This is a genomic window from Streptomyces sp. PSU-S4-23 (assembly GCF_055632315.1).
In genome coordinates, this window is the sequence record NZ_JBVMUU010000002.1 from 8,069,903 (window position 1) to 8,091,339 (window position 21,437).

Genomic DNA, 21,437 nt, shown 5'->3' on the forward strand with positions numbered 1-21,437 from the left:
GAAAGGAGGGCAGGCAATGCCCAGGACAGCGGCGACCACGCGACAGCGAGAAGCACCGCAGAAGCAGCCCGCGCAGACACATGCGCACGAGGGTGCGGGCCTGCACCTGCACACGCGCACGCTCCACCCCCCGGTGCCGATTCCGTATCTCACCAGGGAGGACGTGACGAGTACCGCGAGGACGGCGACGTCACGGCTGCCCGGCAGGCCGTCGGCCAAGGATCTCGTGTTCTACGGAGGTCTCGGAGCGATGGCCGTGGCAGGGGCGCTGGAATGGCCCGTCGCCCTGGCCGTCGGCGGGGCCACCTGGCTGGTGCGCAGCAGGAAGCACGACGGGGCGGTCGAGGTGCCGGCTGAGCACGACGGCTCGGCCCGGGGCGCGGGCAGGAAGAACGCCTGACGCGGACCGGCGGGACCACGGCACGGCGCGCGGCAGCGACGGCGCTGCCGGGCGTCGGTGTGCCGGGCGGCGACCGGAGTGCCGGGCGGCGACAGCGGTGCCGGGCGGCGACAGCGGTGCCGGGAGGGCGCCGGAGCGTCGCGAGGACGCCCGAGCGTCGGGGGGCGCCGTGTGTCAGGCGGTGGCAGGCGCGCCGACCGTGCGCAGGTGGCGTGAGTACGCGGCCCACAGCTCCCACGCCAGACGCAGGATGACCGCCTCGGCGAGCGCGACGCCGATCTTCGTTGCCACGGCTACAAGTATCTGGCTCATGTCGGATGACTCTCTCTCGGGATCCGATGTCCGATATCCGAAGATGCATCCCTTTCATCCGTGGTGGGCGTCGTGTGGGCCTCTTCTGGGTGTCGCTTGGGTGAACAGTGGGTGTCTCACCCTTCGAGCACATCCGCCCACCGGCTGACCCCGCCGCAGTGCACCCGTGTTCCGCACCGGGCGGACAGCGTGGCGACGATGTCGAGACCTCGGCCGTGCTCGTCGGGGTCGGGCGCGGGTGCCGATCGCCGGCCGGGGCGGGTCGGGCCGGTGTCGGTCACCTCGACGCGTACGGCTCCGCACGCGTCCGCCCGTACCCGTGACAGTCGCAGCGTCGCGGGCGGCACGGCGTGGACGAGTGCGTTGGTGACCAGCTCCGACACCACCAGGAGCACGTCATCGGCGACCCTCGTGGGCAGGTTCCAGGTGCTGAGGGCCGCCCGTGCGCGTCGGCGTACGACCGAGACGGCCTCGGGGGCATAGGGCAGCGCAAAGACGTGTTCGACGCCCTCGGTGTGAGGCGCGGCGTCGAGTTGCGTCACTGTCATGTGCCGTCCTCCTCCGGGAGTGAAGCGATGCCGGCCGGGTGCCGGGCGTTATCGAACGCTAGGGAGGCGATCGGGATGGGTCAATGAACAGCGGTCGGCATTGCCGAACGGCGGTCCTCTATTAGGTCAAATCGGACTAATATGACCCCATGGTCGGCCCGGTGCAGTCCATAGAACGGGCAGCGGCGATCCTGCGTCTTCTCGCGGGCGGTCCCCGCCGACTGGGACTGGGCGAGGTGGCGTCGTCGCTCGGGCTGGCGAAAGGCACCGCCCACGGCATTCTGCGCACCCTGCAGCACGTCGACTTCGTCGAGCAGGACGCGGCGACCGGCAAGTACCAGCTCGGAGCGGCGCTGCTCCACCTGGGCACCAGTTACCTCGACGTCAACGAGCTGCGATCACGCTCCATCAACTGGGCCGACGCCCTGGCCGCGCGCAGCGGGGAGGCAGTCCGCCTGGGCACGCCCCTGGAGGGCAAGGTGCTGATCGTGCACCATGTCTTCCGCCCCGACGACACCCTCCAGACCCTGGACGTGGGCACGCTGCTGCCGCTGCACGCCTCCTCGCTCGGCAAGGTACTGCTGGCCTATGGGGCTGCTTCCGCGGATCCGTTGCTGAAGGCGGGACTGGAGGCCTACACCCGGCACACACTGGTCCGCCCTGAGGACCTCAAGCGGGCGCTCGGCGAGATACGCGACCTCGGGTGGGGCGCCGAGGTCCAGGAAATGGCGATGGGCGACGCCGGAGTCGCCGCGCCGATCCGGGGGCACGGGGGCCTCGTGGTGGGCGCCATCGGCGTGTCCGGGCCGGTCGAGCGGATCTGTGACACCAAGGGCCGGCCGCAACCGGCCCTGCTGACGTTGCTCCGGGAGGCCGCACGGGCGATTTCAAGAGACCTGGGCGCGGCCCGCTGGTAGGTCACGCACCTCCGCGACGCATCGGAAGGCAGGCCCGATCATGGTTGAACGGTATGTGATGTCAATCGATCAGGGCACCACGTCCACACGATGCATCCTGTTCGACCACCGTGGGCGGCTGGCGTCGGTGGCCCAGCGGGAGCACCAGCAGCACTTTCCCCGGCCCGGCTGGGTCGAGCACGACCCCGTCGAGATCTGGCGCAATCTGCAGCGCATCGTCCCCGACGCCCTGTCCAACGCCGGCATCGAGGCCGAACAGATCTCCGCCATCGGGATCGCCAACCAGCGGGAGACGACGGTGCTCTGGGACCGGCGGACCGGTGCCCCACTGGGCAGGGCGATCGTCTGGCAGGACACCCGGACCGCTTCGCTCGTCGACGAGCTGAGGGACCGCCCCGGAGACGAGTTCTTCCTCGAACGCTGCTGCCTGCCCCCCTCGACCTACTTCTCCGCGCCCCGGATCCGCTGGCTGTTCGACAACGTCCCGGAGCTGGAGCGGCGCGCCGAGGACGGCGAGGTCCTGTTCGGCACGATGGAGAGCTGGCTGATCTGGAACCTCACCGGGGGCACGGACGGCGGCCTGCACATCACCGACGCCACCAACGCCAGCCGCACCATGCTCATCGACATCCGGACGCTGACCTGGGACGAGCAGCTGATGGAGTTCTTCGGCGTGCCGCGCCCGATGCTCCCGGAGATCCGGCCCTCGGCCGAGCCCTACGGCGAGGCCCGCGCGATACTGCCGGGCGTCCGCATCACGGCCGCCCTCGGCGATCAGCAGGCGGCACTGTTCGGACAGACGTGCTTCTCGCCGGGTGAGGCGAAGTGCACCTACGGGACAGGCAGCTTCCTGCTGATGAACACCGGCACCGACGTCGTGCGGTCCCGGCACGGGCTCCTCACCACCATCGCGTACAAGATCGCAGATCAGCCCACGGTCTACGCCCTGGAGGGCCCGATCGCCGTCACGGGCTCACTCGTGCAATGGTTCCGCGACCGCCTCGGCCTGATCGGCAGCGCACCCGAGATCGAGACCCTGGCGCGCACCGTCGAGGACAACGGCGGCTGCTACATCGTGCCCGCCTTCTCCGGTCTGTTCGCCCCCCACTGGCGCAGCGACGCCCGGGGCGTCATCGTCGGCCTCACCTCGTACATCACCAAAGGCCATCTGGCCCGCGCCGTCCTGGAGGCCACCGGCTGGCAGACACGGGAGGTCGTCGACGCCATGAACGCCGACTCCGCCCTCGCCCTCAAACAGCTCAAGGTGGACGGGGGAATGACGTCCGACAACCTGCTCATGCAGTTTCTGGCCGACGTGCTCGACGTCCCCGTGGTGCGGCCCATGGTCGCCGAGACGGTTTCCCTGGGCGCGGCCTACGCCGCTGGCCTCGCGGCCGGCTACTGGTCCGACCTCGAGGTCCTGCGCCGCAACTGGCATCGGGCCGCGCAATGGCTGCCGGACATGGAGCCCGAACGGCGAGAGCGGGAGTACGCATGCTGGAAGCGAGCCGTGGACCGCTCCCTGGGATGGATCCAGCCCTCGGCGCATCCCCCGGCGCAATCACCGGGACGACCTCCGCGACACCACCCTCGGTACCCGTGACACGCCGGCGGGACCTCCCGTCGCCCGCTCCCGCCCCGCCCCCGCCCCTCGGACCGCGATCCGGTCGTCCATGCCGGCCGGGCCGGAGGTGCCCGGTACCTCGCTCAATGTTCGGCGCCGCGGCGCAGCGGACCCCAGGAACCGGTCTGGCGTCCGACCGCCCGCTCCGCCTCTTTGATGACCCGCTCGTCGACCCAGCCGACGGCCTCCACGTCCCCCACCAGCGGTTCGTTGTCGGGACCGCGCCCCTCGACACGGCCGCGAAGAATCCACGGGCGCACGCCCTCGCCTTTTTTGTGGGGCAGGTGCGAGTAGTCGTGGAGCCGCCGGGCCACCCACAGTTCGACGGGCCGGTCCTCCCACCAGGGCTCGACGCGGAGAGGGTTGGCCGACAGGCCCGGCATGCGGATGCCGGTGAGGTCGTCCCGGCTGCCGGTGGCCGCCAGATCGGCGGAGGGGCCGTGCGACCAGCGGACGTAGAGGTCGCAGTGGCGTTGCACCAGGGCTCCCAGCTCGCCGAGGGACCGCAGGACGGGAAGCTCGTCCGTGGTTCTCATGCGCTCGCCCCTCCTCTCGGTCACGTTCGGCGGGGCCGTCCCCGTGATCACCGGTGTGCCGGCCGGGTACCCCGGTGCGGGTGAGACATCCGCGACGGCGTGGAGGGTGCGGACCTGTTTGTCGCGATCTGTCGGGGTTACCCGCGGGGGAGGACGAGAAAGCCGACACGGGAAGGAGGGCATGGCCGTGAGCAGCGCGACCAAGGAACGCGAGGAAGCGGCGAGGCTGCCGGAAGGCGACGTGGTGCGCATCCTGCTGGAGCAGCATGCGCGGATCCGCGATCTGTTCGCGGGGGTCAAGACCTCGCACGGCGAGCAGAGGAAGGAGACCTTCGACGAACTGAGGGCTCTCCTGGCGGTCCACGAGACGGCAGAAGAGATGATCTTGCGGCCGACGGCGAAGAAGACAGCCGGGGAGGCCGAGGCCGAGGCCCGCAACCACGAGGAGGAGGAAGCGACCAAGGTCCTCGCCCAGCTGGAGAAGATGGACGTGGACAGCGCGGAGTTCGACACCGAGTTCGCCGCCTTCGAGCAATCCGTGATCGACCACGCCGAGCACGAGGAACAGGAAGAGTTCCCCGCGGTGCGTCGGGGCTGCGAGGAGGGCGAGCTCAAGGGGATGGGTACCCGGCTGCAGATGGCCGAGAAGATGGCGCCGACCCATCCGCACCCGACTGCGGCCGGATCGCCCGCCGCCCAGTGGATGGCGGGGCCCATCGCGTCCATGATCGACCGGGTGAAGGACTCGATCAGCAGCAAGTCGGGCGGCGGCTGAGGCGGCAGGGCGGGGGCCGGACACCGTGTGCTGAAAGGAGACACGCCGTGAGCGAGGAACCTGCCGGCCGTTCCGGGCACGTCCCCGACCCGACGCACCGGCCGTCGGCCCCGGCCGAGGCCGGCCGCGGACCGGTGCCCCGTTCGCGCTCGGGAGCCATCGGCCGCCGCTGGGCGAGAACCGGCACGGAACCGGCCACCGCCCAGAGCGCGCTGCGGCTCCGTGTCGTCCTCAGCGGCGCCGCCCTTCCGCTGTTCGCCGCGGGGGCCGTCCTGATCGGGCTGTGGGCGGCCAACTCGCAACCCGGACCCGGTCAGTCGCCCAGCCGCGGCGTACTGGTCGCCCTGGCGGTCGTGTGCGGGGCCGTCGCCCTGGTGGCGGCGTTGGACCTGTGGGCCCTGAACCGCCGCCTACGGCGCGAGCGGGGAAGCCGCGCCTGAGCGGCCGTGCTCGTCATGCTCGTCAGGCCCTTTCGCGCCCAGGACACAGGTCGAGGGGGCTGCACAGCTGGATCACCTGGTATCGGCCCTGCCGGGACTCCGCGCCGGGCGAGCCGGCGTCGTGGCGCAGGAACCTCCACTGCGAGGGCTTGACGTGCCTCGTCTCGTCCGCCTTCTCCACGTGGACCTGAAGCGTGCGGTTCCGTGGATCGTTCGTCTCCACGAGAACCTCGTCGTCGCCGAGCGGGAAGTGATCGTGCAGGAGGCACAGGCCGAAGCGGTCCAGATTCCCATGCTTCTCCAGCACGGTCACCAGATCTTCTACGAACTCCGCGTCCTGTGGCCCCAGTCCCTCGGTTTCCTCGAACCGGGGAAGTGCCGTTCCGGGTGCCTTCAGCTCGGTCATAGCCTCTCCCGTAAGACCGCTGGTAAGTATTCCATTACATGATCGGACCCCGAATGTATTCCTGCAATTCGGGAGCACGACCGGTCTGTTGACCTGCGGAAGCGTGTCCGGACCTGACCGGCGGCCAGTCGCGGATACCCTCTTCGGGAATTCGATGTCGGTGTCATGTGACGCGGATGAGGGCGCTGTGTGCGGGCAGTCGGGAGAAGGTGCCGGGCGAGGGCGGCACCTTGCTGCCCTGATTGGGGGGTGCCGTTGGTTGCGCCTGTTGTCGTTGTTGGCCGTGGCCATGATGTGGTGGGGGTGTTCACCTGGCCAGGCGCAGGCGTATGACACGGCCCGTAATGGTTGCCTAACGGCACAAATCGACGCCCACGTCGGAGTGGTAAGGCTCAGATTCCAACACCGTGACCGCCCTTACCCCGAGGTCGACTCGGACATGACCATCCGAATTTCAGCGGACAAGTGGCCACTCGCAAGGAATCTGACACTCAGTGAGGATTCCTCGGGATATCAGACGGCGATGCGTTGCCTGCTGCTGGGGAGTGGTGGAAAGCTGCCGCTCCACAGGGGGGAGTGGCGTTTCCACAGCCCCCGCGTCTCGGCGGAGGGCGATTGGGTCACTGTGCACTACGACGCGGTCGCCTGGATCCAGCGCGCGGAGACGATCCTGGTCGGCCCATGGAAGATCGTCGTCAGCCAACATGAGCAGAACTGGCGCGTGTCCCTTCAGCCTCCCAACACGCTGGTGAACACTCGGTGGGAGCACATCGAGATAAGACTGGCCGGCCTTGGCGTCGACAGCGTGTCGCCCCCACCCTCGGCTGCCGATGAGAGCGGTCTGGTGTGGTCGAGGCAGTGGCCCGGCGGGGTGCAGGTCGATGTGGCTCCTCCCTGGCAGCGGTCTTTCGTCCTCAGCGACGAGTGGTCGGTGCTCGGGGCGGCAGGCGTCTCGTCATGGTGGGTCTGCGCCTCCGTAGTGATTGCGGTGGCCGCGCTTCGTGCCTCTCCGGCGCGGCCGTCTGCTGGGGCGGCGCCACTGGAGGAGAATGAGCGGGCGTCGAAGTGGCGTGTTTCCCGAAAGACCGGAGGCAGTTCCTATCAGGGCCTCACACGGGCTGCCCTGCACTGGGCCGTCCTCAGCGGAGCGATCGCCCTGACGCTGCTTCTCCTCAAGCCGGAAACGCACCTTCCCCCGTCTTGGCGCACCGTCACCGGCGTTGTGGCGGGCCTGGCCCTTGTCCTCGTCGCCCGTCCATGGTGCCGCACCTTCTCGGGAGGTGCCGCCATGTCCGGAGACTCGGAGTACGTCGACCCGCAAGGTGTTCAACGCCGTCAGGCTCTGGTCGTGACCGCCGCCGCATCAGCGGCGGCCGTGATCGGCTTGCTTGTGGTCCTGGTCCCTCGGTTCCACACCCTGGGAGCGAAGGGAGGACTGGAACTTCCCGCTCTCGTCGGGCTTGTGTTGTCGGGCTTGGCGACGCTGTGGCTGTGGTTGGCCGCCTTGGTGGCATGGGCGTGGCGCTTCGCGCGGGAAGGAGGAATGATCCGGAAGTCCTGGGCCGCCAGGTGGGATGACGCGCCGGTCCGCTGTACGGCTGCCGTCGCGGCCTTGCTGACCATGATGGCGGCGGCTGTGGTCGCTTGCTTCTGGTGGGCCCACCGACTCCAGTGGAAGCGTCGGCAGTGGCTCAGAGACAATGGGGGGATTGCCTTCGAAACCGACCTGAGCAAGTTCCTGCGGGAATTCCCGTTCAGCGGCCTCAGATTTGTCTATGCCTATACGTGGATACTGACAGGCGTCGCACTCGTTGCGCTGTTACACGCGCGCCTCAAGGGCTGGCATTCTCGGGCTGAACGCAGACAACAACGACTCTCCTTGGGGCCGTCGCACACAGATTTTCTGCTGGTGGTCACGATCTTCGCCTTCTTCGTCGGGCTGAGGCAGGTCGTGTTTGCGGGCTCCGTGGCACTCTATGCTCTCTGGCTCGTGTTGATCATGCTCTCGCTGTACGGCGTCCTCGTGGTGGGTCGGCGGTTGTCGGTGCTGGGGCCGACGGAGGCCCACTTTCGCATGCACATGTTCGGCACCCCTCAGCGCCGACGCGAACTGCTGAGAAGGGCCCAGCACTACCGCAACGTTCACCAGCAGCTCTACTTGCACGACCGCGGTCGCTCCGAGGGAACGACGCGAGAGCAGTTGGAGGATCAACTGCGCCAGCTGGATCGATGGCTGTTCGCCACGCAGGGCCATCCCACTGCCCAGGTCTCCGTGCTGGACGTCGTGCTCGGCTGGGGACCCGCGGATCACTGGTGGGACAACGCGCGGCATGCCGCGCGCCTGGCCTTCTGTTTCGGAGTTCCAGCCAGTGCGGCCGTGGTCTGGCTCAACTACCTCTCGTCGCCGCAGAAACGGACGATTACGCTCCACGATGCCGTCGGCCTTCCGCAACTTGCGGCGGAATTTCTGGCGTGGCAGGCCGCCTGGGCGGGCGCGGGCATGGCCCTGGGGGCGCTGTGGCGCCTGCTGCCCGGGCGGCGAAGTCCCGTGCGGGCGTTGAGCCTGACCGCCGCCTATGCCATCCCCGTCTGCCTGGGAGTCCTCCTCAGTCGCTTCACCGACTCAGGAATCGGCTACGCGTTGCTGAACGTCCTGTTCATGCTGATCGTCCTGACGCTCACAAGCATGTGGATGGACATGGCGTCCTTCAGCGAGGAGCGGAAGTTCTGGTCAACCCGCTTCGGTTTGCTCCTGTCCATCTATCAGATGCGTGGTGTATCCGCTCAGTTCGCGTACATCGCGGCCCAGGTAGCGGTCGCCGTGTCGATCTGGCGGCAGGTGGCCGAGGGCGCGCCGCTGCGCTAGGAGCGGCGGCGGGACAAGGCCGGGCACGTCGCCCCCTATGAACCACCGAATCCGGTGTGCGCCGGGTGCGCGTGGCGGCACTTCGTCCAGCGCGTCCGCCCTGACCGCCGCCGTATTTCAGCCGACCGGTCCAGCGGTGGACGTGCGCGGCACCGGTGCGCGATCCGCGGAACTGACAGGTGCCGGGCCTCGTGCGATCCGTGGCTGCGGCCGGCGCCCCGGTCAGGAGGCGTTCACGAGCGACATGTAGAGCTCCCAGTTCCAGTTCGGCCCGGGGTCGGTGTGGTCGGTGCCCGGAACCTCGTAGTGCCCGATGATGTGCGCCCGGTCCTTGGGGATGCCGTATCTGGTGCAGATCGCCGCCGTGAGCCTGGCCGACTCCTGGTACAGGGCGTTCGTGAAGTACTCCGGTCTGTCCACCCATCCTTCGTGCTCGATGCCGATGCTGCGGGTGTTGTAGTCCCAGTTCCCCGCGTGCCAGGCGATGTCGTGCTCGCGGACGCACTGCGCGATGTGTCCGTCGGCCGACCGGATGACATAGTGCGCGGACACCTTCTTCCGGGGGTTCTGGAAGACGCCCAGGGTGGTCGTGTACGTCGCCTGCGTCACATGGATGACGACCAGGTCGAGCGGATACTCGATCGGCCGGTCGGAGACGGTGTAGTTGGCCGGGTCGGCCGACAGCCAGTCGACCGAGGGCTGGTCGACGATCCGAGGCCGGGCACGGGCCGGTGTCGAGGGCAGCAGCGCGTAGGGAAGCGCGGCGAGGGCCGCTCCCTTCAGCAGCCGCCGTCTCGTCGTGACCGGGCTGGTTCGTTCCGATCCGGTGTGTTCCATGCAGCACATGCCTTTCCATGCCTGGGTTCCCGCAGCCGATCCCGTCCGCTGTGTGCTCAACGCCTCAGCGTGGCCGCTGTTTCGCGCAAGCGGGCGTGGATTCCGCGGTGTGTCTCGCGTGCGGGCAGCCATTCCTTGCGGAGTTTGGCCACACACGTGTAGTTGGTGTCGCAGACGTTCGCCAGCGGGGACTCGACCGTCTGGGTGGCGAACTGGTAGGCGTCCAGCTCGCTGAACCCGTAGTCGCGCACGAGCCACCGCACGAGGTCGAGCTGGGATATCCGGAACGCGTCCTCCAGCGGGCGGGCGGAGCCCGTGGAGATGATGTGAGTGTCGGACTCGATGCGCGGCCACGGTGTGGCGAGGCCCTTGAGCAGTTCGACGATCACCACGGTGTGCATGGCGCACTCGACGGCCACCCCGCAGGTCTCACCCTCGCCCTGCCGGGCATGCCCGTCGCCCAGGCTGACGAGTCCGCCTTCGACGTTCACCCCCAGATAGCAGGTGACGCCCGCACGCATCTCCGGGGTGTCCATGTTGCCGCCGTGCGCGTCCGGCACCAGAGCGGAGCGCACCTCCAAGTTGGCCGGAGCCACGCCCACCGTCCCGTGCATCGGGTCCATGGGCAGTTCCACGCGGATGTCGCCGTCGCGCGCGCTGAACTCGGCGGTGCCCCGCGCTCGGTCGAGCTGCCAGATCCACACCGCCTCCGGCAACGGCGGCTGCAGGGTCGCCGTGGTGTGCGTGGAGGTCAGCGCGCCGAACAGCGGCACCGTCGTCGACGCCGCCCAGTCCCGGGCCGGCTCGATCGACACGAAGTGCACCGCCAGGGTGTCGCCCGGCTCGGCGCCCTCCACATGGAACGGACCGGTCTGCGGATTGAGGAAGGGGAACTCGCACACCTCGGACACCAGGTCCTTTTCGGATCGCACCCGCCCGGCGAAACAGTCCTCGGTGTACAGATCGAGGACCGTGCCCGGTGCGATCCGGGCGACGGGTGGCGCGCCGCCGAACGTCCAGGCGTACTCGTCCGGCGCGGGCCGCACGGTCAGGATGCGGGGGTCGGTCATGGCTGCACGGCTCCGTTCGGCCGAAGGTCGGATGTCGGGGACTCGTCGAGGTGGACGCGGGCGGTCTCGGCTATGCGTCCGGGATGGCGCCGCACCAGGACGAGCAGCACCGTCACCCCGGCCGCCATCCAGACACCGACGACGGGGCCGGCGTAGGACACCGGCGCGGTCAGCGCGGTCACGAAGTCGAAGACCGGCAGGCCCGCCGCAGTCAGCAACGCGGGCATGAAGGCGGCGATCCCCAGCAGCGGGAACAGCAGGTGCCGCACCGGTCTGAACGACTCCCGCCTGCGGCGCAGGAAGTAGCCCGCGCAGGCGAGGTTCACCACGATGTACACACCGATGACGACCGTCACGATGATCGTGGCCAGCAGCAGGAACGCCGTGACGGGGTCGTAGTACAGGCCGAGGCCCAGCATGACCGCCACCGCGACCGCGCCCTGCACGGCGACACCGGCGGCAGGGGAGCGGTACCGGGGGTGCACGCGCGCGAAGAGCCGCGGGAACACCCTGATCCGTGCGAGCGCGAAGGCCGTACGGGTCGAGACGTTGGCGCACGCGTTCGCGTTGGCGATCGTCGAGTTGACGACGGCCAGGAACACCAGCACCCAGAACAGTCCGAAGGACGCCCGGGCGACACCCTCCCACGACGACGCCCCCGAGGCACCGAAGGCGGCGAAGCGGTCGGGACCGATGAACACGCTCATCGCGTAGGTCGTGATGACGTAGAAGAGCCCGATCGCCAGCGCCGCCCCGAGGACCGCGCGGTGCATGGTCCGCCGTGGATCCTTCGTCTCCTCCGCCAGCGGTGCCGCCGCCTCGAATCCCGCGAAGGCGAGCACCGTGTACACCGAACCGGCGAACACGCCGCCGACGCCACCGTGCCCCTGCGCCGTGTGTGCCGTGCCGAACACCGACAGCGTGTTGCCGCCGCCCGCCCGCACGATCAGCCAGATGGCGAAGACCAGGAAGACAAGGATCTCGAAGATGCCGAGGACCGTGCCGAAGCGGGCCGAGGCACGCACGCCGAGGTAACCCGCCAGCGCGATCACCACCGCGCCCGCCAGCGCCCACGGCCACCACAGGTCCTCGGGATAGGAGGACCACTCCTGGTGGAGCGTTCCCGCCGTCGTGAAGCCGAGTTGCAGGAGCAGCAGAGGCGGCACCAGCGCCTCCACGAACACATAGCCCCAGCCGACGAGAAAGCCGACCGCCGGATGCAGACCCTGCGCCGCATAGGTCGTCACCGAACCCGCGGCGGGTAACTGCCGTGCCAGCTCGGCCACGCACGACGCGGTGCACAGACAGGCCACCAGAGCGATGAGCACGGACAGCGGCAGGCTGCCGCCCGCGAAGGCCGCGCCCGAGGGAATGGACGCGGCGACCGCTGCCGCGGGCGCCATCGCCGTGATGCTCTGGAACAGGACCTCACGCAGCCCGATCGCCTCACGCCGCAGTCCCGGAACGTTCTCCCCCGTCATGGGAACCCCCGATTCGACTCCGCACAGCCCTGTCCGACGGCTGCGCCTCGCGTGAATCACGGTACGGGGCTGGCCCGTTGGGCAGGAAGAGCGCGGCGTCTTCGGTGGACAGCGACGGAATTGTGGATAACCCCGCCACCCGTTGGAGGGAAACGCCGTGGAGGAGGGCCCCGGATGCCAAGGGCCACCGGCGAGGAAGGCCCGTCACACCCGCTCGGCGATCGCCGCAGGATCGTCGAGCACGGCTCGCACCACCGAGTGAGCGGCACCCAGCAACGGCCCCTCGGAACCCAGCCGCGAGACGGTCACGGCACAGGGCGGGCCGGCCGTCCGCCGGGCCAGCTCCCGCTCCAGCGACGGCAGGAGCCAGGGTGCCAGCGCGGCGAGCGCTCCGCCGAGCACGACCGCCTCCGGGTCCAGCAGGTTGACCGCCCCCGTGAGCGCGATACCGAGGGCGGTCCCGGCGCCGCGCAGGGCCCGGCACACGTCCTTGTCGCCCTGTGCGGCGCGCTCGGCCAGCATGCCGACGCGGTCCTCGCCCGGCGTCAGCCCGGCCGCGCGCAGTACCGCCTCCTCACCGGCGTACTGCTCCAGACAACCGCGCCCGCCGCATGCGCACTCCGGCCCTTCCGGACGCACGGGCACATGGCCCAGCTCACCCGCGAAGCCATGGGTGCCGCGCAGCAACCGCCCGTCCACGACCACCGCGCCACCGATGCCGATCTCCGCCGAGACGTGCAGGAAGTCGCGAGGAGTGGAGTCGCCCAGCCAGAGTTCCGCGAGCGAGCCGAAGTTGGCCTCGTTGTCCACGGTCAGCGGCAGTCCCGCGGGCAGCAGGGTACTGAGATCGACGTGGTGCCAGTCGAGGTTGGGGGCGCGGACCACCGTCCGGGCGTCGCGCGCGACCAGGCCGGGCACCGCGACGGCGAGGCCCGCCGGCCACAGGCCCTCCCGCTCCGCCTCGGCGACGACCCGTTCCACGAGTGCGGTCAGTTCGGCGAGTACGGGCCCGGGGGCGCGGCCGCGGTTCGTGCCGTGCCGCACCGCGCGCGCCCGTACCTCTCCGCGCAGATCGACCGCGGACACCGCGAGGTGGTCCACACCGATCTCCGCGCCGATCCCGGCGGGGCCGCGTCCGCTGACGGCGAGGGCGGACCCCGGCCGCCCCACCCGGCCGGGCCGCTCCGGCCCCAGCTCCTCGAGCAGTCCGGAGCGGATCAGCTCGTCGACCAGCGTGGAGACCGCGGCCCGGGTCAGCCCGATCCGTGAGGCGACAGCGGCACGCGACAGTGGCCCCTCGGCGCTCACGGTGTGCATGACCCGCGCCAGATTGCGGCGGCGCATGCCCTGCTGCGTGTCGGGCAGCCGGCGGCCGGGGCTGGACGGATGGGCCTCGTGCAGTGGTGCGGTCATGCCTCCCTCGGATCCCGTCAGCGCCGGTCCGGCTCCCGCTCCAGCAGCGGTGCCGCGTCGGAGAGTACCCCGGCGATCCTGGCGAGCGTCGACTCGTCCCGCTCCACGGCCTCCAGCACCGGCCCGCGGGCGGTGTCCCAGCGCCGGGCCACCGCGGCGGGGTCCTCGCCCGTCAGCAGTCCGGCGGCCTGCGCGGCGGCACCGAGCGCGACCAGTTCCCTGGCATCCGGGATCTGGACGGGACGCCCCGAGAGCCGGCGTACGGTCTCCTGCCACGCCCTGCCCCTGGCGCCGCCGCCGATGAGCAGCAGGGGAGTCGTGCGGTCCGCGTCCGTGTCGAGCACCAGGTCGAGGGCGCCGAGCAGCGAGTGCACCGCGCCGTCGTACGCGGCTTGGAGCAGTTGCCCGGCCGTGGTGTCGTGCCGAAGGCCGTGCAGCAGCCCGGAGGCGTGCGGGAGGTCCGGGGTGCGCTCGCCGTCGAGATAGGGGAGCAGCGTGACACCCGTGCCGGGCTCGACGGCTTCACGGTCCAGGCCCAGCAGGGCGGCGATCCGGTCGACGGCGAGCGTGCAGTTCAGGGTGCAGGCCAGCGGCAGCCAGTCGCCGTGCGCGTCCGCGAAGCCCGCCACGGTGCCGGTCGGATCGGCGGGGCGTCGCCGTGAGACCGCGTACACCGTGCCGGATGTGCCCAGGCTCAGCACGGGGGTTCCGGGGCGCAGTCCGAGGCCCAGTGCGGCGGCCGCGTTGTCCCCTGTGCCCGGCGCGACCAGGGTGCCCTTGGAGAAGGGCAGGTCATGGGTGTCGCGCACCGTGCCGGCCACCTCGCCCGGGCGGACCACCCGCGGCAGCAGGCCCGGATCGAGGCCCACGCGGGCGAGTGTCTCCTCGTCGTACGACTCCGTCGCGGACGCCCACCAGCCGGTCCCGGAGGCGTCACCGCGGTCGGTGGTGCCCTGACCCGTGAGGCGTTCGGTCAGGTAGTCGTGGGGCAGCCGCACGGCCGCTGTCGTGCGGACGGTCTCCGGCTCGTTCTCGGTCAGCCAGGCCCACTTCGTGACGGTGAAGGACGGGCCCGGCACGCTCCCGGTGCGTTCCGCCCACGCCTTGGCGCCGCCCAGCTCCTCCACCAGCCGGCGCGCCTGCGGTGCAGATCGCACGTCGTTCCACAGCAGGGCCGGGCGCACCGGGTCGCCCTGTGCGTCCAGGGTCACGAGGCCGTGCTGCTGGCCGCCGATCGACACGGCGGTGGCCTCGTGGGCCGCTTCGCCGCACTGGCGCAGAGCCTCGCAGAGGGCGTCCCACCACTGGCGGGGATCGCTCTCGCGGCCCGCGCCCGACGAGACGGTGTGCGGTGCCTGGCCGCTCGCCATCACCCGTCCGGTCGACGCGTCGACGACCAGGGCCTTGGTGGACTGGGTGGACGAGTCCACCCCGACGACGAGCGGACCCTCGGCTGCTGACATCGGGCTCTCCCCTTCCGCGGTACGAAGACACCTGGGTCTCTTCCCACAGATGCGATCGCATACTAATTTGTTAAGCGCCATGACGAAATAGTCTTCAGCGAGCAAGGAGCCGTGGCATGGACTACCAGCCCACCCCCGAGGACAGGTTCACCTTCGGTCTGTGGACCGTCGGCTGGCAGGGAAGGGACCCGTTCGGCGACGCCACCCGGCGCGCCCTGGACCCGGTCGAGACGGTGCAGCGCCTCGCCGAGCTGGGGGCCTACGGAGTGACCTTCCATGACGACGACCTGATCCCCTTCGGGTCCTCGGACAGTGAGCGCGAGTCGCACGTCAAGCGCTTTCGGCAGGCCCTCGACGCGACCGGGATGACCGCGCCGATGGCCACCACCAATCTCTTCACCCACCCCGTCTTCAAGGACGGCGCGTTCACCGCCAACGACCGGGACGTACGCCGCTACGCCTTGCGCAAGACCATCCGCAACATCGACCTGGCGGTGGAACTGGGCGCGAGGACGTACGTCGCCTGGGGTGGCCGGGAAGGCGCCGAGTCCGGTGCGGCCAAGGACGTGCGCGTCGCGCTCGACCGTATGAAGGAGGCGTTCGACCTCCTCGGTGAGTACGTCACCTCCCAGGGCTACGACCTCCGCTTCGCCATCGAGCCCAAGCCGAACGAGCCGCGCGGCGACATCCTGCTGCCCACCGTCGGACATGCCCTGGCGTTCATCGAGCGACTGGAGCGGCCGGAACTGTACGGCGTCAACCCCGAGGTGGGCCACGAGCAGATGGCCGGCCTGAACTTCCCGCACGGCATCGCCCAGGCCCTGTGGGCGGGCAAGCTCTTCCACATCGACCTCAACGGCCAGTCCGGCATCAAGTACGACCAGGACCTGCGTTTCGGGGCGGGCGACCTGCGTGCCGCGTTCTGGCTGGTGGACCTCCTGGAGAGCGCCGGGTACGGCGGGCCGCGCCACTTCGACTTCAAGCCGCCGCGGACCGAGGACCTCGACGGCGTATGGGCTTCGGCCGCGGGCTGCATGCGCAACTACCTCATCCTCAAGGAGCGCTCGGCGGCCTTCCGTGCGGACCCCGAGGTGCAGGAGGCTCTGCGTGCCTCGCGTCTGGACCAGCTGGCACAGCCGACCGCCGCGGACGGACTTCGGTCCCTGCTCGCCGACCGCAGTGCTTTCGAGGAGTTCGACGTGGAGGCGGCCGCCGCGCACGGTATGGCGTTCGAGCGCCTGGACCAGCTGGCCATGGACCATCTGCTGGGTGCGCGCGGCTGACGGCCGCCGGGAGACATGCCGCCTTCGGATGGTGGGTTCGGCCCGTCTTCCGGGGGCAGCGGTCCATCTCCGGGGGGCACAACCCGTCTCCCCGGACAACCCGTCTCCCCGGACCCGAGACCGCCGTCCGGGACTCAGGGCGACCTCTTGAACGACGTCCCGGGCGGCATCGACTCGCCCTTCGGCTCCCCCTTCGCCGAGCCGGCGGCATCGCGATGAGCGGTGGACGACGGCCCGCGTCGGCGGTCGTCCGTCAGTCCGGCCGGCGGGGCGGCCTGTGGGCGGCAAGGCGTTCGCGGGCCTCTGTATAGGTGTCCGCGTCGATCTCGCCGGAAGCGAAGCGCCGGTCGAGGATTTCCTCCGGTGTCTCTCGCGGCGGCCCCCAGCGGCGCTCTTCCGGTGTCTCTCGTGGCGGTCCCCAGCGATGCTGCTCGGCGCCGTGACCACCGTGCTGCGCAAGGCGGATCACGGCCCACACGATGAGGCCGATCAGCACGATCCACACCAGCGGCATGAAGGCCATCCAGGCCCAGCCACCGCCGTCCCAGTACATCACTGTCCTCACCTCCTCAGGAGGTTTCCTCCTTCACTGTCCGTGCGGGGCGGCCGGGGGCGCCAGGGCCCTTCGGCCCCGATGCCGAGGCGCCTGGCACCCGGCCGGGGGTCCGGATGCCTGTTCCCCGCCCGCTGGGTGGAGGGACAGGGTTGTTTCGATGTGCTTCTATGTTGACGTTTTTCGATTCAGAGGGCAGTGTTTGCATCAACAAGCATCGATACAGGCATGTGCCGGGGTTCGCCTCGCCCCGTCAGCCGCGTCAGTCAGGAGTGAGCCATGAGCGAGCAGTCCACCGACCTGCGCGAAACCGTCCGGCAGCGGTACGCCGCAGCGGCCGTGCAGGTGTCCGAGGGCGGCATCGCGTGTTGTGGGTCCGAGCCGGTCGAGGTCGATGAGACCTTCGGCGCCGCCTTCTACGAGGCCGACGAGCGTGACGCGCTGCCCGCCGAGGCGGTCGCGGCGTCCCTGGGGTGCGGCAACCCGATCGCCGTCGCCGAACTGAGCGAGGGCGAGCGCGTCCTCGACCTCGGCTCCGGCGGCGGTATCGACGTCCTGCTCTCGGCCCGCCGGGTCGGCCCCGGCGGCAGGGCGTACGGGCTGGACATGACCGACGAGATGCTCGCTCTGGCGCTGACCAACGCCAAGAAGGCCGGTGCCACGAACGTGGAGTTCCTCAAGGGCACCATCGAAGCCATCCCGCTGCCGGCGAACACCATCGACGTGGTCATCTCGAACTGTGTGATCAACCTGTCCGTCGACAAGCCGGCCGTGTTCGCCGAGGCGTTCCGCGTGCTGAGGCCCGGCGGTCGGCTCGGTGTGTCGGACGTGGTGGCCGACGACGCCCTCACGCCCGGGCAGCGCGCCGAGCGCGGCGACCACGCGGGCTGCATCGCCGGTGCGCTGTCCTTCGCGGAGTACCGTGCGGGCCTGGAGGGGGCGGGATTCGCGAACGTCGAGATCACCCCGACTCACGCGGTCGCCGACGGCATGCACTCGGCGATCGTCCGCGCCACCAAGCCCCTCGGTGTGGCGACGGAGGGCGCGACGGCGGCGGAGGCGCGGACGGTCTGAGGGCCGGGGACGCCTACTCCGGGACGACCTGGAGTGCCGTGTCCGGATTGCAGTGCGGGCAGGCCGCGACATGCGCGTACAACGCCTGCCGCGCCTGCTCCTCCGTGATCGCCTTGACGCGGACACCCTTGGCCATGTGGCAGTCGCCCGTGTGGATCCGTGTCGGCGGGCCCCCGGTGCCGATGCCCCGTTCCATGAGCCATTCGGGCGTCCGGGGGCGTCGTGCCTCACCTGTGTGCCGCTCCGTCTCCCGCCGTTCCTCGTCGGCGATCCACCGGTCGATCTGTGCCAGGGCCGCCGTTGCCTGCTGTACGACCACGCGGCGCGCGAAGCGCAGCAGCTCCAGGCGGGATGGCGATCCTTCGTTCACGCGTTCGATTCTAGGGGTGAGTGGCCGGCTGCACAGGTGACCCCCGCATCTGGGGCGTGTGCTTCCGGATCGGCGCTCTCGGCGGCGCCTGTGTCATCTGCCGCGCGGGAGGGTTCGGCCCTCACGTCGGTCTCGGTCTGCCCATGGGCGACCCTGCCCCGCTCCGCTCACGTGGGCCCGGCGCGCCGACGCCGGCCTCTTCGGCACGCTCGGTCTGCTCGGCCGCGAGCCTGTCGCGCGTTGGGCGACGGCTTCCTCGTAGCCGCGGCACCCCTGGGTGGGCGGCCTGTTGCGCACCGTCCGCAGGTTCTGGCAGGAACACGGCCGCGACGGCGCGCAGGTCGACGTGGCGCTCGGGCCCCCAGGGGCGGTCGACGACGCCCGTGCCGCCATGCACGACCACTACGCCTTCATCGGCGTGGCCGACCGGAGGGTGGGCGGCATGCTCATCAAGGCCGACGGAGATCCGCGATGCGATCGCCGGCTTCGCCGACCTCGGTGCCGACGAGGTCATGCTCTACTGCCATGGCCTCGACCCGGCCCAGGTGGACCGCCTCGCCGACATCCTGTGACGCCTCGGCGCGCCTCAGGGGGCGGTGGCCGGAGAGATGGCTTGCGGCACTCCAACCCATGGTCCAACTCACAGTCGTATCAACCAGTTTGACGTTCCATTCCTTCGGCTCCTGACGCAGCCGCCGGAGTGACTGTGTTGATCGCCGCGACACGTGGGAGGCATGTACGGGCGCGGCGGGCGGCACCAGGATTACTCCAATCGTATTGTTCATCAGATTTTCGGTATGTCCTATACGACGGAAATTGGGATCTTATGTACGTTCACTTACGCATCGGCTCACAGTCGACGTGTCTCAGACAGGAGAAGTGACATGGCAACGCGTTCCATCGCCGTTACCGCCGCGGTCGCCACTGGTGCGGCCCTGGTGGCCACCGGTATCACCTACGCCTCGGCCGCCTCGGAGCCGGCCCAGGCGGCCGCGGTCAACCAGGCCGCCGCTGTCCCCGCCGCGGCCCCCCAGGGCGGCGGCGGCAACAGCAAGGGCAACGAGGGGCATGACTACAAGGGGCATGGCTACCGCCACTACAGGGTGGGCCTCATCCACGTCAACGAGCGGACCTACGCCGCCCACGCCGGTGGCTGCATCACGGTGGTCAGCGGCCTCGGCTCCAAGAGCCTCAACGTGCGCAACGACAGCTGGAAGACGGTCGAGGTCTTCAACGGGGCCACGTGCGACAACGGCTCGCCTGTCGCCACGGTCGGCCCGCACAGCTCCAGCAACGGGCTGTACCCCCGACACGTCCGGGGCGGCGTCCGCGTCCGCGACGGCGTGGTGGGCAGCTTCCGAGTGGTCGAGGACTACTTCCGCCACGGCTACGGCTACGACCACGACGGCTACGACCACGACGACTACGGTAAGTGACCGAGCTGACTGTTGTGATGTATGGCGAGAACCCCGGCCTGCCGGAATCGGGCCGGGGTTCCGCTCTCTGCCCCCGCATTCCACGGTAAGTCGTCACCGTGGCGTTGCGCACAGACCCGGGTGCCGCTGGGCCGCCGCCGCGGTGCCCGGGCACCGTCCGGTCAGCGCAGGGCGGAACGGGCGGTCTCGAAGCTGCGCGCGTGGGCGGCCTCGTCCTCGGCGTTGTGCGAGAAGAGCTGGGCGGCCGCGCTGTCGCCGGCTGTCCGTGCCTTCTGGGCGAAGGCCGGGTACATGCTCCCGGACTCGTACCGTTCGCCGGTGATGGCCTTGGTGAGGTTCTCACGCGTGGTACCGACGGTGCCCGCCAGTTGTGCCATAGCCGCGAAATGCTCGCGCAGTTCGATCTCGGCGATGCCGCTGAACAGGCGTGCCAGTGCCTGGTTGCCGTGTGCGGTCGCGGCCTTCGCGAACTGGGTGTACTTGGCGGCCGCCAGCGCCTCACCGTGCATGGCGGTGTCGAGGTCGGTCTTGGTCCGGGCCGCGCGGACCCTGGGCGCACCGGCCCGTACGGCCTCCGCCGCGGCGGAGGGCGGTGCCGGGATGCTTCCCCTGCCCGTGCGGACCGCCTCCAGAGCCTTGGTGAACGCGGAGTGGTGGGCGGCCTCGTCCCGGGCCAGCTCCTCGAACACTTCGGCGGCGGAGGCGTCACCGTCCTGTCTGGCCTGCTTGGCGAAGGTGGCATACATCGTCTGGGACTCATATGCCTCACCCTTGAGGGCCGCCTGGAGGTCGGCGGCGTCGCTGCCCGCCAGGCCGCTCAGCGCGGCCTCCTCCGCGAAGTGCTCACCCAGTTCCACCTTCGCGGTCCGCTGGAACAGGCCGTCCACCGACGCCAGACCCTGTTTTCGGGCCTGCGCGGCGAACAGGGAGTACGAGGCGTACGCGTATGCCTCGCCGCGCATCGACGCGTCGAGGTCGGTACGTGTTTGTGCGTGCAGCGCGCGGATCGCGTCATCGGGCATGGCCGAGGCGGCGCTTCCCACGGACATGCTCAGCGTCAGGACGAGAGCGCCCGTCGTCAGGGCGCGTATCGGACAAGGCATCACGCGGACCTCCCAATCGGACCGTTGAGCCCCCCAGGCATCACACCAACAAGTGAGGGACGCGGCGAACAGGCCGTGGCATTCGGGTGAGGTGACCGAGGAGCGCGTCTGGCGCGGCATCTGGTGCCGTGGTGTGCGTGACCTGCGGATACTGGTCGCACGGTCACCACGCCGGAGGCGGCGGGTGCGGCTGGGACCGTCGGCACGTGGCTGGGACCGTCGGTGCGTGGCCGGGACGGCGGGTCCGGCGATCGGGGTGAGGCGAGGAGGGCGGGCGCGGAGAGGGAGCGGGTGCGCCCGGACGGCGGGCCGAGACCTCGGCCGGCAGACTCACTGCGGTGGAACGGCGCAGCCGGAGGGCGACACGGGGTACAGCACTCCGGGCCATGACGTCGGCTCCCCGTCGGCTCCCCGCGTGCCTCCCCGGCGGCCCGCGCCGGGGAGGTTTCTCAGGGATGACTGAGGGTCCGGCTCAGGGTCCTGTCAGGGACGAGGGCCGGAACCGCGTGCCGCGCGCGCCCGTTCTCAGA

At 70.2% G+C, this 21,437-nt stretch carries 21 protein-coding genes; 9 read left to right on the forward strand and 12 right to left on the reverse strand.

The window, feature by feature from the left end; all coding sequences use genetic code 11:
* Positions 1–16 precede the first annotated feature (16 nt).
* Complete coding sequence (locus ACZ79I_RS36460; protein ID WP_471503520.1) at positions 17–400, forward strand: hypothetical protein; 384 nt, start codon at positions 17–19, stop codon at positions 398–400.
* A gap of 428 nt (positions 401–828) precedes the next feature.
* Here the strand turns inward: ACZ79I_RS36460 and ACZ79I_RS36465 are convergent, their stop codons facing one another.
* Positions 829–1,260: an ATP-binding protein gene (locus ACZ79I_RS36465; RefSeq protein WP_471503522.1), complete on the reverse strand. Its 432-nt coding sequence runs from the start codon at positions 1,258–1,260 to the stop codon at positions 829–831.
* A gap of 149 nt (positions 1,261–1,409) precedes the next feature.
* Here ACZ79I_RS36465 and ACZ79I_RS36470 point away from each other — a divergent pair, with 149 nt between their 5' ends.
* Positions 1,410–2,177 carry an IclR family transcriptional regulator gene (locus tag ACZ79I_RS36470; protein WP_471503524.1) on the forward strand — a complete coding sequence of 256 codons (768 nt, stop codon included), beginning with the start codon at positions 1,410–1,412 and terminating at the stop codon, positions 2,175–2,177.
* 40 nt (positions 2,178–2,217) lie between these two features.
* Positions 2,218–3,780, forward strand: coding sequence for a glycerol kinase GlpK (gene glpK / locus ACZ79I_RS36475; protein WP_471503526.1), 1,563 nt, complete (start codon positions 2,218–2,220; stop codon positions 3,778–3,780).
* Positions 3,781–3,884: 104 nt separating this feature from the next.
* On the opposite strand, the gene ACZ79I_RS36480 is transcribed toward glpK, so the two are convergent.
* Positions 3,885–4,337, reverse strand: a complete 453-nt coding sequence (locus ACZ79I_RS36480) for a DUF6098 family protein (RefSeq protein WP_471503528.1) — start codon at positions 4,335–4,337, stop codon at positions 3,885–3,887.
* A 187-nt stretch (positions 4,338–4,524) separates the two neighbouring features.
* Between ACZ79I_RS36480 and ACZ79I_RS36485 the strand changes: the two genes are divergently transcribed.
* On the forward strand, positions 4,525–5,112 hold the full coding sequence (locus ACZ79I_RS36485) for a hemerythrin domain-containing protein (RefSeq protein ID WP_471503530.1): 588 nt from the start codon (positions 4,525–4,527) through the stop codon (positions 5,110–5,112).
* A 47-nt stretch (positions 5,113–5,159) separates the two neighbouring features.
* The gene (locus tag ACZ79I_RS36490) at positions 5,160–5,552 is read left to right on the forward strand and encodes a DUF6343 family protein (protein ID WP_471503532.1); all 393 of its coding nucleotides are present in this window, start codon (positions 5,160–5,162) and stop codon (positions 5,550–5,552) included.
* 22 nt (positions 5,553–5,574) lie between these two features.
* On the opposite strand, the gene ACZ79I_RS36495 is transcribed toward ACZ79I_RS36490, so the two are convergent.
* Positions 5,575–5,958 carry a hypothetical protein gene (locus ACZ79I_RS36495; RefSeq protein WP_471503534.1) on the reverse strand — a complete coding sequence of 128 codons (384 nt, stop codon included), beginning with the start codon at positions 5,956–5,958 and terminating at the stop codon, positions 5,575–5,577.
* Between the two features lie 292 nt (positions 5,959–6,250).
* Here ACZ79I_RS36495 and ACZ79I_RS36500 point away from each other — a divergent pair, with 292 nt between their 5' ends.
* Positions 6,251–8,824 carry a DUF6185 family protein gene (locus ACZ79I_RS36500; protein WP_471505452.1) on the forward strand — a complete coding sequence of 858 codons (2,574 nt, stop codon included), beginning with the start codon at positions 6,251–6,253 and terminating at the stop codon, positions 8,822–8,824.
* A gap of 222 nt (positions 8,825–9,046) precedes the next feature.
* Here the strand turns inward: ACZ79I_RS36500 and ACZ79I_RS36505 are convergent, their stop codons facing one another.
* From ACZ79I_RS36505 to xylB, 5 genes are all read right to left on the reverse strand, one after another.
* Positions 9,047–9,661, reverse strand: coding sequence for an N-acetylmuramoyl-L-alanine amidase (locus ACZ79I_RS36505; protein WP_471503536.1), 615 nt, complete (start codon positions 9,659–9,661; stop codon positions 9,047–9,049).
* A gap of 56 nt (positions 9,662–9,717) precedes the next feature.
* The gene (locus tag ACZ79I_RS36510; RefSeq protein ID WP_471503538.1) at positions 9,718–10,731 is read right to left on the reverse strand and encodes an acetamidase/formamidase family protein; all 1,014 of its coding nucleotides are present in this window, start codon (positions 10,729–10,731) and stop codon (positions 9,718–9,720) included.
* On the reverse strand, positions 10,728–12,212 hold the full coding sequence (locus ACZ79I_RS36515; RefSeq protein WP_471503540.1) for an APC family permease: 1,485 nt from the start codon (positions 12,210–12,212) through the stop codon (positions 10,728–10,730). The genes ACZ79I_RS36510 and ACZ79I_RS36515 overlap by 4 nt, the downstream gene beginning before the upstream one ends.
* Before the next feature lie 204 nt (positions 12,213–12,416).
* Entirely contained in the window at positions 12,417–13,625 is a 1,209-nt protein-coding gene (locus tag ACZ79I_RS36520; protein ID WP_471503542.1) for an ROK family protein, read from the reverse strand.
* A gap of 17 nt (positions 13,626–13,642) precedes the next feature.
* The gene (gene xylB / locus ACZ79I_RS36525) at positions 13,643–15,088 is read right to left on the reverse strand and encodes a xylulokinase (RefSeq protein ID WP_471503544.1); all 1,446 of its coding nucleotides are present in this window, start codon (positions 15,086–15,088) and stop codon (positions 13,643–13,645) included.
* Between the two features lie 116 nt (positions 15,089–15,204).
* On the opposite strand from xylB, the gene xylA reads away from it, so the two are divergent.
* Positions 15,205–16,371 (forward strand): xylose isomerase, encoded by a 1,167-nt coding sequence (gene xylA, locus ACZ79I_RS36530; protein ID WP_471503546.1) that lies wholly within the window; start codon positions 15,205–15,207, stop codon positions 16,369–16,371.
* A 253-nt stretch (positions 16,372–16,624) separates the two neighbouring features.
* On the opposite strand, the gene ACZ79I_RS36535 is transcribed toward xylA, so the two are convergent.
* Positions 16,625–16,927 carry an SHOCT domain-containing protein gene (locus ACZ79I_RS36535; protein WP_471503548.1) on the reverse strand — a complete coding sequence of 101 codons (303 nt, stop codon included), beginning with the start codon at positions 16,925–16,927 and terminating at the stop codon, positions 16,625–16,627.
* A gap of 276 nt (positions 16,928–17,203) precedes the next feature.
* Between ACZ79I_RS36535 and arsM the strand changes: the two genes are divergently transcribed.
* A complete protein-coding gene (gene arsM / locus ACZ79I_RS36540) occupies positions 17,204–17,998 on the forward strand; it encodes an arsenite methyltransferase (protein WP_471503550.1) in 795 nt (264 codons plus the stop codon).
* A gap of 13 nt (positions 17,999–18,011) precedes the next feature.
* Here the strand turns inward: arsM and ACZ79I_RS36545 are convergent, their stop codons facing one another.
* Entirely contained in the window at positions 18,012–18,368 is a 357-nt protein-coding gene (locus tag ACZ79I_RS36545; protein ID WP_471503552.1) for a DUF6233 domain-containing protein, read from the reverse strand.
* Between the two features lie 449 nt (positions 18,369–18,817).
* Positions 18,818–19,153 carry a hypothetical protein gene (locus ACZ79I_RS36550; RefSeq protein ID WP_471503554.1) on the reverse strand — a complete coding sequence of 112 codons (336 nt, stop codon included), beginning with the start codon at positions 19,151–19,153 and terminating at the stop codon, positions 18,818–18,820.
* A gap of 99 nt (positions 19,154–19,252) precedes the next feature.
* On the opposite strand from ACZ79I_RS36550, the gene ACZ79I_RS36555 reads away from it, so the two are divergent.
* Positions 19,253–19,804, forward strand: a complete 552-nt coding sequence (locus ACZ79I_RS36555; protein ID WP_471503556.1) for a hypothetical protein — start codon at positions 19,253–19,255, stop codon at positions 19,802–19,804.
* A 161-nt stretch (positions 19,805–19,965) separates the two neighbouring features.
* Here the strand turns inward: ACZ79I_RS36555 and ACZ79I_RS36560 are convergent, their stop codons facing one another.
* Entirely contained in the window at positions 19,966–20,907 is a 942-nt protein-coding gene (locus ACZ79I_RS36560; protein WP_471503558.1) for a ferritin family protein, read from the reverse strand.
* Positions 20,908–21,437 lie beyond the last annotated feature (530 nt).